General features: G+C 70.1%; 17 protein-coding genes. 7 read left to right on the plus strand and 10 right to left on the minus strand.

Translation table 11 applies throughout. The annotated features are described in order from the left end of the window. Positions 1–147: 147 nt before the first annotated feature. Positions 148–972, minus strand: a complete 825-nt coding sequence (locus tag AB0F29_RS22020; protein WP_361874432.1) for a tyrosinase family protein — start codon at positions 970–972, stop codon at positions 148–150. A gap of 16 nt (positions 973–988) precedes the next feature. After that, on the minus strand, positions 989–1426 hold the full coding sequence (locus AB0F29_RS22025; protein WP_361874433.1) for a tyrosinase family oxidase copper chaperone: 438 nt from the start codon (positions 1424–1426) through the stop codon (positions 989–991). Positions 1427–2145: 719 nt separating this feature from the next. Here AB0F29_RS22025 and AB0F29_RS22030 point away from each other — a divergent pair. Next, on the plus strand, positions 2146–2829 hold the full coding sequence (locus AB0F29_RS22030; RefSeq protein ID WP_361874435.1) for a DUF4232 domain-containing protein: 684 nt from the start codon (positions 2146–2148) through the stop codon (positions 2827–2829). Between the two features lie 93 nt (positions 2830–2922). On the opposite strand, the gene AB0F29_RS22035 is transcribed toward AB0F29_RS22030, so the two are convergent. After that, the gene (locus AB0F29_RS22035) at positions 2923–3933 is read right to left on the minus strand and encodes a hypothetical protein (protein ID WP_361874437.1); all 1011 of its coding nucleotides are present in this window, start codon (positions 3931–3933) and stop codon (positions 2923–2925) included. Positions 3934–4040: 107 nt separating this feature from the next. On the opposite strand from AB0F29_RS22035, the gene AB0F29_RS22040 reads away from it, so the two are divergent. After that, positions 4041–4490 (plus strand): PaaI family thioesterase, encoded by a 450-nt coding sequence (locus AB0F29_RS22040; RefSeq protein ID WP_361874439.1) that lies wholly within the window; start codon positions 4041–4043, stop codon positions 4488–4490. Between the two features lie 40 nt (positions 4491–4530). Here AB0F29_RS22040 and AB0F29_RS22045 read toward each other — a convergent pair whose 3' ends face one another. Further along, complete coding sequence (locus AB0F29_RS22045) at positions 4531–5046, minus strand: TetR family transcriptional regulator C-terminal domain-containing protein (protein WP_361874548.1); 516 nt, start codon at positions 5044–5046, stop codon at positions 4531–4533. A 147-nt stretch (positions 5047–5193) separates the two neighbouring features. Between AB0F29_RS22045 and AB0F29_RS22050 the strand changes: the two genes are divergently transcribed. After that, positions 5194–6057, plus strand: a complete 864-nt coding sequence (locus AB0F29_RS22050; RefSeq protein ID WP_361874441.1) for an alpha/beta hydrolase — start codon at positions 5194–5196, stop codon at positions 6055–6057. Between the two features lie 134 nt (positions 6058–6191). Here the strand turns inward: AB0F29_RS22050 and AB0F29_RS22055 are convergent, their stop codons facing one another. Beyond that, positions 6192–6974, minus strand: coding sequence for a D-Ala-D-Ala carboxypeptidase family metallohydrolase (locus tag AB0F29_RS22055; RefSeq protein ID WP_018956223.1), 783 nt, complete (start codon positions 6972–6974; stop codon positions 6192–6194). A gap of 478 nt (positions 6975–7452) precedes the next feature. Between AB0F29_RS22055 and AB0F29_RS22060 the strand changes: the two genes are divergently transcribed. Then, positions 7453–7968: a cupin domain-containing protein gene (locus tag AB0F29_RS22060; protein ID WP_361874444.1), complete on the plus strand. Its 516-nt coding sequence runs from the start codon at positions 7453–7455 to the stop codon at positions 7966–7968. A gap of 48 nt (positions 7969–8016) precedes the next feature. On the opposite strand, the gene fabG is transcribed toward AB0F29_RS22060, so the two are convergent. Then, positions 8017–8808, minus strand: coding sequence for a 3-oxoacyl-ACP reductase FabG (gene fabG, locus AB0F29_RS22065; RefSeq protein ID WP_361874446.1), 792 nt, complete (start codon positions 8806–8808; stop codon positions 8017–8019). A gap of 294 nt (positions 8809–9102) precedes the next feature. On the opposite strand from fabG, the gene AB0F29_RS22070 reads away from it, so the two are divergent. Further along, positions 9103–10011 carry a MerR family transcriptional regulator gene (locus tag AB0F29_RS22070; protein ID WP_361874448.1) on the plus strand — a complete coding sequence of 303 codons (909 nt, stop codon included), beginning with the start codon at positions 9103–9105 and terminating at the stop codon, positions 10009–10011. Positions 10012–10422: 411 nt separating this feature from the next. Here AB0F29_RS22070 and AB0F29_RS22075 read toward each other — a convergent pair whose 3' ends face one another. The 4 genes from AB0F29_RS22075 to AB0F29_RS22090 all read right to left on the minus strand — a co-directional run bounded on the left by AB0F29_RS22075 (position 10423) and on the right by AB0F29_RS22090 (position 13166). Beyond that, on the minus strand, positions 10423–10956 hold the full coding sequence (locus AB0F29_RS22075) for a GNAT family N-acetyltransferase (protein ID WP_361874449.1): 534 nt from the start codon (positions 10954–10956) through the stop codon (positions 10423–10425). A 305-nt stretch (positions 10957–11261) separates the two neighbouring features. Further along, entirely contained in the window at positions 11262–12002 is a 741-nt protein-coding gene (locus AB0F29_RS22080) for a class I SAM-dependent methyltransferase (protein WP_361874451.1), read from the minus strand. Positions 12003–12114: 112 nt separating this feature from the next. Further along, on the minus strand, positions 12115–12330 hold the full coding sequence (locus AB0F29_RS22085; protein WP_361874453.1) for a DUF397 domain-containing protein: 216 nt from the start codon (positions 12328–12330) through the stop codon (positions 12115–12117). Further along, on the minus strand, positions 12327–13166 hold the full coding sequence (locus tag AB0F29_RS22090) for a DUF5753 domain-containing protein (RefSeq protein ID WP_361874455.1): 840 nt from the start codon (positions 13164–13166) through the stop codon (positions 12327–12329). The genes AB0F29_RS22085 and AB0F29_RS22090 overlap by 4 nt, the downstream gene beginning before the upstream one ends. A gap of 93 nt (positions 13167–13259) precedes the next feature. Here AB0F29_RS22090 and AB0F29_RS22095 point away from each other — a divergent pair, with 93 nt between their 5' ends. Then, positions 13260–13520 carry a hypothetical protein gene (locus tag AB0F29_RS22095; RefSeq protein WP_361874550.1) on the plus strand — a complete coding sequence of 87 codons (261 nt, stop codon included), beginning with the start codon at positions 13260–13262 and terminating at the stop codon, positions 13518–13520. Between the two features lie 43 nt (positions 13521–13563). After that, a complete protein-coding gene (locus AB0F29_RS22100) occupies positions 13564–13995 on the plus strand; it encodes a hypothetical protein (protein ID WP_361874456.1) in 432 nt (143 codons plus the stop codon).

Here is a 13995-nt window from a genome sequence, read left to right on the forward strand (position 1 = left end):
CCCCCGCCGGTCGTTCCCGGCCTCGGTACCCGCAGGTCACCTGTGGGCGCGGCCTTCGGCAGGAACCGCCCGCTCGGCCGGGGCACGGGCGGGGCCGGAACCGTCTCGTGACGCGGACTCAGGCGTACGTGCAGAACTGCGGCGGACTCAGGCGTACGTATAGAACTGCGTGTGGTCCAGCATGCTCTGCGGGGTCGTGTTCGGCCAGGGCGGCATGGTGTCGTTCAGATCGATCACATCGACCGTCCCGCCGGCGGGGAGGTACTCGGCGCTCGTCGGATGCAGCGCGTGCCAGTCGGCCCAGAGCTTGTCGACGAACGCGTGATGCAGCCAGAACACCGGATCGTTCGGGGAGACGCTCGTCTCCATATGGCCCCAGACCCAGGTGTGCACCCGATTGTGCATGCTCATGTATCCCGCGGAGCCCTCCAGAGTGGAGCGGAAGCCCGCCGAGCCGTCACGGAAGGGCGGGGAGTCGTACGTGGGCATGGCGAGGGCCGCGTCGACGTCCGACCGGGGCGGGAGCGAGGGAACGCGGTAGGCGAGCTGGCGGGCGAGGAAGGCGCGGCTGTCGACCGAGACGTTGATCGTCCAGTCTCCGCCGGAATGCGCGAAGGGCCCGTCCATCACCTGGTCGTCCAGGGGGCGTCCGGTGCCGCCGAGGAAGTCCGGGGCCCAGAGCGAGGAGCCGACGGTGTTGTCAACGGTCCAGTCCCAGTAGGGGATCGAGACCGACGCGTCGATCTTCTGGAGTTCGTTCTCGAAATCGATGAGGAACTTGCGGTGCCAGGGCAGGAACGACGGCCCGAAGTGACCCACGTACACGCCGGAGTTCATGTCTATCGAGAACCGTGTGCGATGGGCGAGCACGAACTCGTCGTACACCCCTAGGCGCTTGACCTCCAGTACCGCGTCGACGAAGGCCTTCTTCTCGGGGGCCGTGAGGTTCGCCTGGTTCTTCCGTACGGTCATGGTTGCTGCTCCCGGCTCAGGCGGTGGGATCGAACGGAACGACGACGGCGCCCTTGAGCGAGATGACCGCGGTGCGAGCGGCCTCCAGCGGGGTCGCGAACCTCTCGTAGTGGTTGATCGTGCTGCTCCAGCCGCTCTTTCCGTGCCGCATCACGGGAAGCTCGCGGCCGTCGATCAGCACGCGGTAGCCGGCGCCGTGCCCGGCGTGCCCGGCGTGCGCGTGGGAGTCGGCGTTGGCGTTGGCGCTGGCCTCGGCGGGCGTGCCCTGGATGCGGCGGCCCTTGAAGACCTCGTCGAAGGAGCCGGGTGCTCCGGTCCCGCCGGGTGCGGTGCCGGAGCTTCTGGCCTCGGCCGCCACGGTGTCCGTGGACGCGGCGGCCACACCGACGAGCGCTCCGCTCGCGGCGACGCCGATGACGGCCCCGAGGGCCTGACGACGGGTGGGTCTGAGCATGGCGGATGTACCCCCAGAACATGGCGGAGGCGGCCCCCCCCTGGTCGTTGTCCGGGGCCGCCGTGACCATGTCTACACGGGGGCGACCGTCCGCATAAGCAGAGAAAAAGGGGTTGGGCCTCATATGGACACGTCTTCACGGACATAGGGCGAACTCAGGGAGGACACAGAGGTGTCACCGGCGTCCCGTGCGGCTCCGCGTCGGTGCCCGAGGCCTCGGAGGGCGCAGGTCTTGCCGCGTAGGTGCCCTACGGGTGAAGGATCTTCGGTATCCGTCGTGTTGCCGCCCAGCGGAACGATCATCTGCGCATGGCTGGAAGTAGGAGTGTGCGCTCGCTCCGTGACGGGTGTTCTCGCCCGCCTACCAGGGCAGTTCTCCGGTCTCGTCCTGAAGGGTTCCGGTCGGGCCGTCCGCGCCCGGGAACGGTTACGGCGAGCCGTCGACGATCAAGACCCGCTTTCGGCGGGCCGCCTCGGTGACGGCGGTGGCCGTGGGTCCGGACGACCGGACTCGTTCCGTCCGGTGGGTGATGGTTCTGTGCGGGCCGAGCGACTGCTCGATGACCATGTCCTGGGTCTGTGACAGCGCTGTCCTGGAACGGCACACCGGGGCCCCTGCGGCCCTCGGCCCCGCATAGTGATCAAGGAACGCCCGGGCGGTCGAACTCGCTTCGGTGCCTCGACCACAACCACGCTCACGACCACCAAGGGGATCTCTCATGTTCGGCAACCGTCGCAAGTCCTTCCTCGTCTCCGCTGCCCTCGTGGGCGGCGCCCTGTTGATGACGGCGTGCCAGGACACGGAGGACGGCGCCGCGGCGGGTCCCTCCGCCACCAACGTGCCCGCCGCGGACGTGTCCGGGGCCGACGCGGCCGGGACCGACGCCTCGAAGGGCGCCGACAAGGGTGCGGAGCAGGGCGCCGAAGCAGGGTCCGACGCGAAGGACGGCGGCAGCGCGGAGGGGTCCGGCGCCGACGCCGGCGACGGCACGAAGGTGCCGGTCCAGCAGACCTGCGGCGCCAACGACATCTCCTGGAGCACCCGGTCCGAGAGCCAGGCCGGCGGCTACATCCTGGTCATGGCGAAGGCAAAGCAGGGGATCACCTGCATCCTGCCGGCCGCGCTCCCGACGGTGGCGTTCGGCTCCGACGGCACCCAGGCGGGCCCTGCCGAGCAGGCGGTCGGCGACGCGGTCACGCTGAGCGGCGCCACCACCGCCTACGCCGGGGTGAACCCGAAGACCACCAACACGGACGGCGGCAAGGAGCTGGACTCCATCATCGTCGGCGTCGGCAACGAGGACCCCGACCCGGTCTCCCTGAAGGTCGGCACCATCACGGTCGACAAGCCGGTCGTCACCAACTGGCACACCGCCCCGGCCGACGCCGTTCCCTCCGCCTGAGAGAACTGACGCCGGGGGCGGTGCGTTGATCGGGAGACGTCGATCCGCTCCGCTTCTACTCGGCGGGCTGGTGGACGCGGGGGTCCTCCGGTCCTACTCGGCGGGCTGGTGGACGCGGCGGAGTCCCAGGTCCGGCAGGTCGAGGTGGAAGCGGCGCCCACGACCGGTCATGGTCCCGTCGTAGGAGAGGTCGGCCAGGCCGATGCCCAGGTGCCGTAGTTCCTCGACGAGCATGCGGGCCCCCGTCGCGGCGTGCGCGGGTTCGTCCATGGCGTCGGGGAAGCGTCGTTGCCAGACCGAGCGGGAGGCGTCCCAGCCGTTCCGCGCGAGCCGGTCGGGGTCGGCCGCGTCCGGCTGGTGCAGATAGCCGGTGGCTTCGATGACGAGACCCAGATCCTGGCTCCAGCACTGGACGAAGCGCTGCGGATCGACGGCGGATCCCAGGTGCAGGATGAATCTGCCGGGGAAGAACGGGGTGTCGTGGTCGAGGGAGCGCAGGGTTTCCGCCAGGCGCTTCTCCACGTCCGCCCATGTGGTGCCGGAAGCGGGCGGCACGGCAGGCAGGTCTGCCTGCTCGGCGGCGCGCCAGCGGCCCCGGGAGTAGCCGCCTCCGGCGGCGTCGGCGTCCGCGTCCGGAGGCAGGAGCTCCAGGCTCACCTCACCCTCGTCGTGCGTGTGCACGAGGAGGCAGGCGCCGGGGAGCCGCCACAGCATCCACGGGCCGGAGTCTCCTCCCCACATCGCGGGCGGGCCCAGCTCCTCCTCCATGACCCACCAGGCGGCGCGGACGAGGCCGGCGGCGGAGCGTATGTCCTCGGCGGGCATGTCGACGACGCGGACGTTCAGTTTGCGCACCTGCCCGGGTGCCGAGGCGTCGGCGATCACCGTGCCGTAGCCGCACCGGGGCCCCTTCCGGGGAGCGAACCTGCGCCGGACCTGGCCCACGACCTCCTTGGGCTCCCGGAGTTCCCAGCCCAGCTCCGAGGTGGCGTGCTCGAATTCCGACAGGCTCCACGAGCCGAAGCGGAGCGGAGTGACCTCGCGCACCAGCTTGCGGAAGATGTCGTCGTCGAGCCAGCTGCCCCGGGGGATCATGTTCTCCATCCGGCAGACAGTAGTGGTCCGGTGGTGGTGGGGTTGCGTGGGGCGGATGTCGACGGATCGGCTCCCGGGAGACGACGCTCACCGTAACCAGGGATGAGAGGTGGAGCATGGAGGCACGCGCCTCACAACTCGCGTTCGGGCAGCAGGTTCTGGACGCCCAGCCCTTCAGTGTCCTGCTGGGCGCGCGGCTGACGGCCTTCGGTGACGGGGTGGCGGTCCTGGAGCTGGACGTACGGGACGAGCTGCGCCAGCAGAACGGCTTCGTCCACGGCGGCGTTCTGAGCTACGCGGCCGACAACGCCCTCACCTTCGCGGCGGGCGCGGCCGTCGGCCCGTCCGTCCTGACCGCCGGCTTCACCATCGACTATCTGCGCCCCGCCCGGGGCGAGGTGCTGCGCGCGCGGGCCCAGGTGGTCCGCCCCGGCCGTACCCGGGTCGTCTGCCGCTGCGATCTGCTCATGGTGGATGCCGAAGGGGTGGAAACCCTCTGCGCGGTGGCCCAGGGCACGATCGCCGTCGCGGCCGAGAGGCCGCCGGAGCCGGCGGCGGCCGGGTGACTCCGGTGTACCTCTTTCCGTTCGGATCGCCGCGACGAGATCAAGCGGTGGCGGGGCCGAACAGCTCGTCCAAGTGATGGCGCAGGACGTCCAGAGCCGCTTTGCCGGTGCGCTGGCCGCCCAGCACGCTGGAGCCGAGGCCGTTGACCATGGCCATCAGTCCGGCCGCCACCATGGAGGGATCCTTCTCGGGGCCGACAGCGCCGGCTTCCTGCGCCTGGCGGAGCTGTTCGGCGAGGAAGCCTTCCAGCAGGGCGGGTTGGGGGGTGGCGTGCTCTTCCAGCGAGCTGTCACCGAGGACGAGCACGTAGTACGCGGCGTAGATCCGGGTGATCCGATGGCTCTCCTCGTCGGTCGGCAGGACGCTGGAGAGGATGGCGGTGACCGTGGAGCGTGGTCGCGGCGGAGAGCCCGCCTCGCGGATCCACCGGTCCATACGGGCCTGGAGCTGGGCGCCCAGCCGGGCGAGGGCGTCCAACACCAGGACTTGCTTGGTCGTGAAGTAGTACTGCACCAGCCGCAGGGAGACGCCCGCCTCGGCGGCGACCGCCCGCATGCTCACCGACTGGAGCCCCTCGGTGGCGGCGATACGCAGCAGAGCCTCCGCGATCTGTTTCCTGCGTTCCTCGTGATCGACGCGCGCGGCGATGGTCCGGCCTCCCGGTAGTGGTACACGTGTACCACGTCGTGATACGTCTGTACCATGAGCATAGGCGAGTTCAGGAACGACAAGACCCGCGAGCGTTTCCACGCCGTCTACGGACGCCTCCTCGGCCGGCTCTGGCCGGACCCCGGGGACGCCTTCGACCTGCCGACATCCTTCGGTACCACCCGCGTCCACCGCGCCGGGCCACCCTGCTCCGACCCGGTCGTCCTGCTGTCGGGCGCCAACGGCAACTCCCTGATGTGGCACCGGTACATCGAGCCGATCGCCCGCCATCACACGGTGATCGCCGTTGACACGGTCGGTGAGCCGGGCGCCAGCATCCAGAGCGCGCCCCTGACCGGCGCCGAGGACGGGGCCCGCTGGCTGGAGGAGGTGCTCGCCGGGCTGGAGGCCACCGCCGCCCATCTCGTCGGCTGCTCCTACGGCGGCTGGCTGGCGCTCGGCCACCAGATGCACCACCCGGACCGCACGGCCGCCCTCACCCTGGTGGAACCCGCCGGATTCGCCGACTCCGGCCGCCGTTTCTACGCCTGGCTCATCGCCGGCGCCCTGGCCGGCATGGCGCCCCGCACGCTGAGGCCCCGGCTCTCCCGCTGGGTCGGCAACAGCGCCATCCTGGAGACCGAGCTGATGGAACTGGGACGCGCCTCCGTCGGGTTCCGGCGCGCCCTTCCACCGGCTCGGGTCTTCTCCGACGAGGAGTTGCGCCGGGTGCGGGTCCCCTCGCTCTTCCTGCTGGGGGAGCAGAGCTCGCTGCATGACGCACGCCAGGTCGCGGAGCGGGTGGGAGCCCTCATGCCCACAGCCGAGGTGGAGGTCGTGCCCGGTGCGAGCCACGCCCTGCCGACCGACGATCCGGAGCTGGTGGCCGCCCGTATCCTGCGGCGCGCGGCGGAATGACGGCGTTTCCCCCGCGGCGGCGGAACGGGACCTGACCGAGCGCTACTGGTAGCCCAGGCAGGAGTACGGGCGTGAGCCCGGGGGCCTCCGGTCCGCTGACCGGAGGCCCCCGGGCTTCATGGGACCGCCGGGCCTCAGATCCCGCAGCTGGGCGCGGACCAGAAGCGGCCGCTGCCCCCGGCGACGTGGGTGTGGTCGTTGTGGCCGGGGTAGCCCGGGCCGAGGATCTCGGTGAAGCCGTGGTTGCGCGCCGCCTGGGCGAGGGCACAGAAGCCCTGGGCGCCCGCGCCGAGGTCCGCCGCGTGCCCGTACATGTGGCGGCTGTTGGCGGCCCCGCCGACCGAGCTGTTGCAGGACACGCTGCGGAAGCCGCCGTTGACGGTGATCGGCCGGTCCCCCATCGCGTGCCGCATGGCCTGGAGCTTCCACATGGTCACCAGGGCGTTGGCGCGTGCCGTGCCGGCGCTGACCTTCCCGCCGGACCAGTCGGAGTTGCAGCGGTTCAGCTCGGCGTAGGTGAAGTTGACCGGGGTGCAGTCGTCGTCCTGCAACGCGTAGATCTTGCTGAACGTCTGGGCGCCGGCGATGCCGTCGGCGGCCAGCCCGTACGCGGCCTGGAAGCGCTGCACGGCCGCCTTCGTGGCCGGGCCGAAGGCTCCGTCGATGGCGATCTGGTTCCCGGTGCCCGGATAGCCGGCGACCCGGATCTGGAGCTGACGTACGGCTTCGCCGCTGGAGCCTTCCCGGAGCGTGCCGCTCCAGGTGTAACAGGCGTCGGCGGTACCGACGTCACCGGCCGACGCGGAACCGGGGGCCGGGGTCGTGGACGGGGTCGCGGAGGCGGTCGCGGTGCCGCCGAACGCGAGCGCCGCGCCCGCGAGGGCCGAGAGGAGGAATCCGATGGGGCGTGATCGCATGGGGGCTACACCTCATTGTCGTCAAGCTGTCCACGGGGGATTCCGAGCCTCGGGCGCAGCGCGGAGACTGTCAAGGTCATGTCAACATGCTGCCAAGGGTCAGGCCTCGTGACGGGGTGACAGGATGGGAGTATGGCGATAAATCGACCGTGAACGGGGCTTCACGGTGACCTGTGGGCAGCGAAGTCCTCGGTGTACGACCCGGCCGGCTTCGCCTGCTCCCGGCCGGTGCCCGAACCGGAGAGCGCCGACTGTGCGGCTCACCGTCTCACGCTCGACGGGCGGGCGGTCGCCTTTCACGCGGCCAGGACCACCCCGACCAAGGCCATGTGCTGATCGGTGGCAGGAGCCCCGCGGTCTTCCGGCGCGGCCGACGCCTCCTTTTCCCCGGGTGTGCGTTCCCCACGCACCGGGAACCCGCCCGCTTGCCCCGCCAACTCCGCGACCCCGCAGGGCCGCGTCACCCTAGGAGGACCGTGTGCTCACAGCACAGCAATGGATCGACGCTCTGGGGCTCGAACCGCATGTGGAGGGCGGGTACTTCTGGCGTACCTTCCAGGCGGATCACCGGCCGCCGGTGCGGACCCCGCGAGGCGAACGCCCCCTGCTCACCTCCATCCACTACCTGCTCACCGAGGAGTCACCGATCGGGTACTGGCATCTCAACCGGTCGGACATCCTCCACTTCCACCACTCCGGTGCTCCCCTCACCTACCACCTGATCCACCCCGACGGCCGCGCGGAGTCGGTGCTCCTCGGCCAGGATCCGCACCAGGGGCAGGCGCTGACTCTCGCCGTTCCCGGCGGCGTGTGGAAGGCCACCTCTCTCGACGGCGGCGACCACGCCCTGATCAGCGAGGCAGTGGCCCCCGGCTTCGACTACGCGGACATGACGCTCGGGGACCCCGACGACCTGACCGCCCGCTTCCCCCGGCACACGGCGCTGATCCAGCGCTACTGCCGCCCGGACTCCGCGCGGGGGGCCGGCGGATGAAGCCGGAGGCGAAGCGGCGATGAGCGTCGCACTGCCGGGCCGCCGGCGTCAGGTGAACGGGACGAATGAGTCCAGCGATTCGGGCAGGGTCTGGCCGCCGTCGACGGTGAGCGTCTGACCGGTGACGAACGAGGCTTCGTCGGACGCGAGGAAGAGCACGGCGTGAGCGATGTCGGAGGTCTCGCCGAGCCGGCCGGCCGGGATCGCGGCGGCCATGCGCCGCAGGTAGTCCTCGCCCAGATCGCCCAGCCCCTCGGTGCGGACGTTTCCGGGCAGGACGGCGTTGACGGTGATGCCCGCCGGGGCCAGTTCCAGCGCGGCGCTCCGGAGGAACCCCAACTGGCCCGCTTTGCTGGCCCCGTAGTGGGACCACCCGCTGTAACCCGTGGTCGGCCCGGTGATCGAGGAGGTGAGCACCACGCGTCCGTGCCCCGAGCGTTCCATGGCCGGCAGGAACGCCTTCGTCGTCAGGATCGTGCCCCGCAGGTTGACGGCGAGGACATCGTCCACATCCGCGGCCGTCATCTCCCTCAGGGACCGCTCGGGGAAGACCCCGGCGTTCGCGCACACCACGTCCACATGCCCGTGGCGCGCCTCGGCCTCGTCGGCCATCGCCTCGATCGCGCTCGGGTCCCGGAGATCCACGCCCAGACCGGCGACCCGGGATCCGGTGGCGCGCGCGAGCTCGTCCGCCACCGCGCGGGCGGCCTCCTCGTCGCGCCCCGTGACGATGACAGCGGCACCACGACGGGCGAACAGTTCCGCGATGCCCCGCCCGATGCCCCGCGTCGCGCCCGTCACGACCACGGACCGCCGTCGCCAGTCGGTCTCCGTCACCATCAAGCTCCTCCGTACACCGCGCCCGTACGCCGTGACCCCACGTAGCCACTCCGGCGATGATCGACACGCTAAGTCACTGATGGTGGATTGGTCCCGGATCGGTGAACTCCGGCCGAATACCGCCTCGGTTCCGGCCGAGAACAGAGGAACGGGGAGAGAGGGGGGACAGGCAGCGGAACCGGGAGGCAGAGGCAGACCGGAGGCTGCGGTTGTGCGGTTGCACCTTCCGTAGCGGCATGTGGTCCGGTGGGTCTACGTCCCGGCCCCGGTTCCTTGAGAAGAAGGTCCCCGCTCATGCATTCGTCCTTTGTGCCACCCCGCCGGATCAAGATCGGTGACGCGGCGGCCTTCGCCGGCAGCACTCCGCGGGCGATTCGCCACTACCACGAGATCGGCCTGCTCCCGGAGCCGGAGCGGGGCGGCGACGGCCGCCGCCGGTACGGCTACGAGGACATGATCCGCCTGCTGTGGATTCGCAGGACGGCCGACGCGGGGATCGCCCTGGACGACATCCGTGACGCCTTCACCACCGGAACGACCTCCGCCGGTGCGGACAGCGGAGAAGGCATCGCGGGCATCCTGGAGCGGTTGGAGGAAACCCTCGCCGAGCAGGAGGCGGAGCTGCGGCGGCAGCGGGCCGCCGTGCGGCGGATGCGCACCGAAGGCAGCCGGATGGGCCTGCTCTCCGACCTGGTCACCGGCCGCCTCAAGAGCCTGCCCGAGGGCTCCCTGCGCCCGGCGGACCTGGACACCCTGCTGGTCACCGAGCGGATCTTCGGCCCGCTCGGCGCGGCTGTCCAGGCCACCCGCTTCATCGTCCTGGCCGCGCATCCCACCCTGCGGGAGGAATCCGACCGCGTCGACGAAGCGGAGGAGGCACTGGACGACAGCGTCGCCGTCGATGACCCACGGGTGGCTCAAGTGGCCGCCGAGCGGCACGCCTTCGAAAGCGCCCTGCATGCCATCATCGAGGAGTCCGGTCTGGACAAGGACGACGATGCCCTCTTCGACGCCTGGGAAACGGCGCACCCGGCTACCGCCGAGGACGGCGATGACGGCGAGGACGAGGCCGGCCTCGGCTCCGGCAGGCGGGAGACCGACTCCATGAGCGTGTTGGAAGCCATCGGCAAGATGCCCTACGACTTCTCCCCGGCCCGCCTGCGCTGTATGGAACTGGCCGTAGAACTCTCCGATCACGACTGACGCGACGGTCATCGAGTCCATCGGCCGGCACTCGGCCGACCGCGAGTTCCGTCTCCAAACGCGGCTACCGGGACCTGCTCGACCGGGTGCGTTCCCGCGGCATGCCGACCGCGGTGGGCGTGGAGAGCACGGGTGCCTATGGGGCCGAGCTCGCCCGGGTGCTGACCGCGGCCGACAGTAAGCCTTTCCCAACCTCACGCTGTGGCGTGGTGAAGGGCGAGGGCCAGCCCGGCGTGCGCAATCAGGTTCGTATCAGCGAACGCAGCGGAGACCGCCGCAGGGGTGGGAGAGTCGCATCTCGCGGGTGTTCTCGTGCTCTGTGGATGTGGAATCGCAGGAATCCCATCGTCCCTGTTCAGAGGGGCATCCGCGTCTTGGCATCCAAGCCTGGACATGCTGCTGACCGACGGATCAGTCCAGGAAGAGGCTCATGTACAGCGCCGTCTCCCCCTCGGACTTGGTACGGCTGTAGAGAGAAGTGTCGAGGCCGCAGAAGATGAAACCCATCCGCTGGTAGACGCGGATGGCCGGAGCGTTGATGTTCGTCACTTCCAGCCAGACGTGCCCGGCACCGCGTTCCCGGGCCCAGCCGATGGCGTGGCTCATCAGCATGCGTCCGATTCCCCGGCCCTGATACGGCCTGGCCACCTCGATATCGGCAATGGTCAGACGACGGTTCCAGGGCTCGTACTCCGTGTCGACATAGCCGCACACGCGATCACGATCCAGCGCGACAAACCGGCAATCGCCCTCCGACGCCTCATCGAGCTCGGGCTCGTCGTCGGGGAAGACCTTGTGAACCGGCGGGTCCAGCCTGACGGGCCGAAAGGTGAATCCGCTCTCGGAGCCGATCACTTCGAAGACGGTGTCCGAGACGAACTCACCCTTGATGACGGCGGATCTGTCCCTCTCGCTCTCCGCCACGCGATAGGTGATTTCGTCCACAGCCTCAAAGCTCCCCTGATGTGGTGCCAGATAGCGTCGCGCCCACAGGCTATCGGTTCGGTGCATCACGCGGTCGGGCGCGACAGCGGGACGCCCCAGGGCTCCGGGACAGTTCCGCCTCAGCGGTCAGATCTGCTTCGCCGAGCCGGGAATTGAGCGCCGGAGTGGCACGAGATGCCTTCCGCCACGAGAAGCCTCGACGATCATGCGTGAAGAGATCTTCGACAAGCCTGTCATCACAGGTCACGAGGCATTCATACGCTCCCGCAGCGCATCTACCAGCTATCACACCGGTGGATCGAGGCTCAGCCCTCGTCCACTGCCCGGAAAACGACCCGGCCGCCCGAGCGGCCGACAGCCCTCCCGGAACGGGCCGATCCGTAGGAGGCGCACTGATGCCAGACCAAGGTGTACCGCCAGAACAGCCGCCGGCGCAGCCGCGCGCCGGGCAGCACGCGGCGGGCGTCGCGAACGATGTCCGGGAAGCCCGTGGTCGCCGGTCGGGTGGGTGCGGTCATGGCGACGGGGCGCGGCGCTGCTCTGCGGCCCTTGTTCTTGATCCAGGCCATGGCGATGTTCGACGGTACGGCGACCGCGTCGATCAGGTGGTCGCTCCAGGACTGCGGGCGGTAGAGGCCGACGACGATCAGAGTGCCCCCGGGAGCCAGGTGCTCGCGGAAGCGGGTGAGTGCGTCGGTCAACGGCATGTGGTGGATGGCGGCGACACAGGTGATGACGTCGTAGAGGCCGACCGGTACGTCCTCCAGCGCGTCCCCGACGGAGAAGGTCACCGGAGCCCCGGTAGCGGTGCGCTCCCGCGCGCGTTCGACGATGGCGGGGTCGGCGTCGATGCCGTGCACCGCTTCGGCCCGGGAGGCCAGCAGCCTGGCGAGGTCACCACTGCCTGATCCGACGTCCAGGGCGCCGGCGAAACGTCCGGGGAGCCGGCGCAGGATCCACCGGTGGTAATGGGCGTTGTGATCCCACGGGCGGGCGGCGTGGAACCGGTCGAGTGCGCGCAGGAGGCGGGGGAGTACGGCTGTCATGAGGCGAGTCCATCAGAGCCGCCGTCGCCCCGTGGCGGGGAGAAGCGTCAGCCGCCCGGCCCGGGAGCCCGGCCGAGCGGCTGACGGGACTGCCGAGGTGTCGGCAGGCGGGTCAGACGGTGTCGAAGTCCCCGGCCTTGACGCCTGCGACGAAGGCGGCGAAGGCGGTGGCGGGGACGCCGAGGGCGGGGCCGCTCGGGTTCTTCGAGTCGCGTACGGGGACGGTGCCGGTGGTGGACGCGGTGCGCGGGGCCCACTCGACGCACGAACCGCCGTTGTTGCTGTAGGAGGACTTGACCCACTGCTGGGTCGTGGATTCGGTCGTCACGGGGTGCCCTTTCGATGCTGGTGGATCATGCCCACCGTATCTGTCTGCGACAGAGACACGGCCTGCAACTGATGGTAGGACCTCACCGCCGGGATGACAGAGCTGAGTTCACGGTCCAGATGCCCCTGCGTCTCGGACTCGACGTAGGAGACCACGGACCGATCCTGGAGCGTCAGCAGATTCACCAGCCGATCGAAGGGCCGCCGTTCACCGATGCTGAACGGGGCGATCTGCAGCATGGTGTGGGACTGCGTGGCGAAGTCGACCAGATGCTGTAACTGGGCGTCCATCACGGCGGGGCCGCCGATCGGTCGGCGGATGCAGCTCTCGTCCAGCACCGCGATCAGCATCGGTGGCACGGCGCGTAACAGCGCGCCCTGGCGCTCCATGAGTAACGAGACGCGCTGATCAGCCTGTTCGGGGGTGATGATGCCTCGATCGACAGCCGCGTTGGCCAGCGCCTGCGCGTACGCCCGGGTCTGCAACAGCCCCGGCACGAGCCCCACCTCGAACAGCCGGATCTCCGCCGCCCGTCCCTCCAATGCCACGTACTCCGGGAAGCCCTGCAACAGCACCCCGTGTTTGATCTTGCGCCACTCGCGCTCGAACGAATCAGCGGTCCCCGTAAAACTCATCGCCACGTCAACAGCGATCGAGAACTTGCGGGTTGGGGACTTGTGGCACAATTCCACCCCGGAAACGTGCCGCCCCGTGTAGCCGATGCGCGCGCCGAGGTCGTCCTGTTTCCAGCCCCGTGCTTCGCGCTCCCTACGTAGACGTGCTCCGTAGGCCGCCTCCGGGCCCCCGTCAGGGTTGACTTCCTTGCGGTTGACCAACGTATCCCCCAGGTTCGAAACGTTGAAGACGTCTCCACGCTAGGCCACGCTGACTCTCCCCGGTAGTCGTTCGGCTACAGAGAGGAGCGAATGGTGTACGGCGAGAACGCCAGCTCGAATACGGAGCCATCCCCACACGTCCCGGCCCCCGGGACTCTCCTCGCGGACACCAGTCGCGGTGACCGCGTGGGGGAGTTCCAGGGCGTCGCCGGCCCCTACTGGTCCCTCCGCCCGGTCGGCGGTGGGCGCGAATGGGAGGTAGAACCTCGCTACGTACGGCCCGCGTTGCTCATGGAGCAGCTACGCGCCCGTACCGCGCGGCTCAACGCCCGCAGCCGGGGAGAAGTGCTGTGACGGCGGCGACTCCTGCGGTTCGTGGTGGCCGGGAGCGTGGCGCGTGAGGAAGCTGGACTACGTCGCCGCCGTCACGGTCACGGCCGGCGGCCGGGCTCTCCCGCTCGGCGGAGTCGCCCTCCCGAACCGCCGGCTCGTTCTGCGCTGGCTCCGGCGGCAGGCCCTGCGGCTGGCGGACGGGCACGGGCGCGCTCCTGCCCAGGCCGCCCCGTGGCTCGGTGCCAGGGATGTCCGGCCGGTCACCTTCCACGGTTCCGACGCCCCCGAGGCGCTCCGGGCGTGGGCGGGCGACCACGGCAGCCAGGACCACGCCATGAGCGCGCTGGAAACCGGGCTCCCCGCCCTGCTCACCGTGGTCGACCCTTTCGTGGGGCTGCGCGTCACCCTCGGCGGGTGGCCCGTGGATCTGTGCGGCTGGGCGGCGGCGGCAGCCTCGGTGAACCGCCCGTACCCGCCCCGTACGGAAGGGGTCTGA

This window comes from Streptomyces sp. NPDC026589 (assembly GCF_040638385.1).
In the GTDB taxonomy this organism is placed as follows: domain Bacteria; phylum Actinomycetota; class Actinomycetes; order Streptomycetales; family Streptomycetaceae; genus Streptomyces.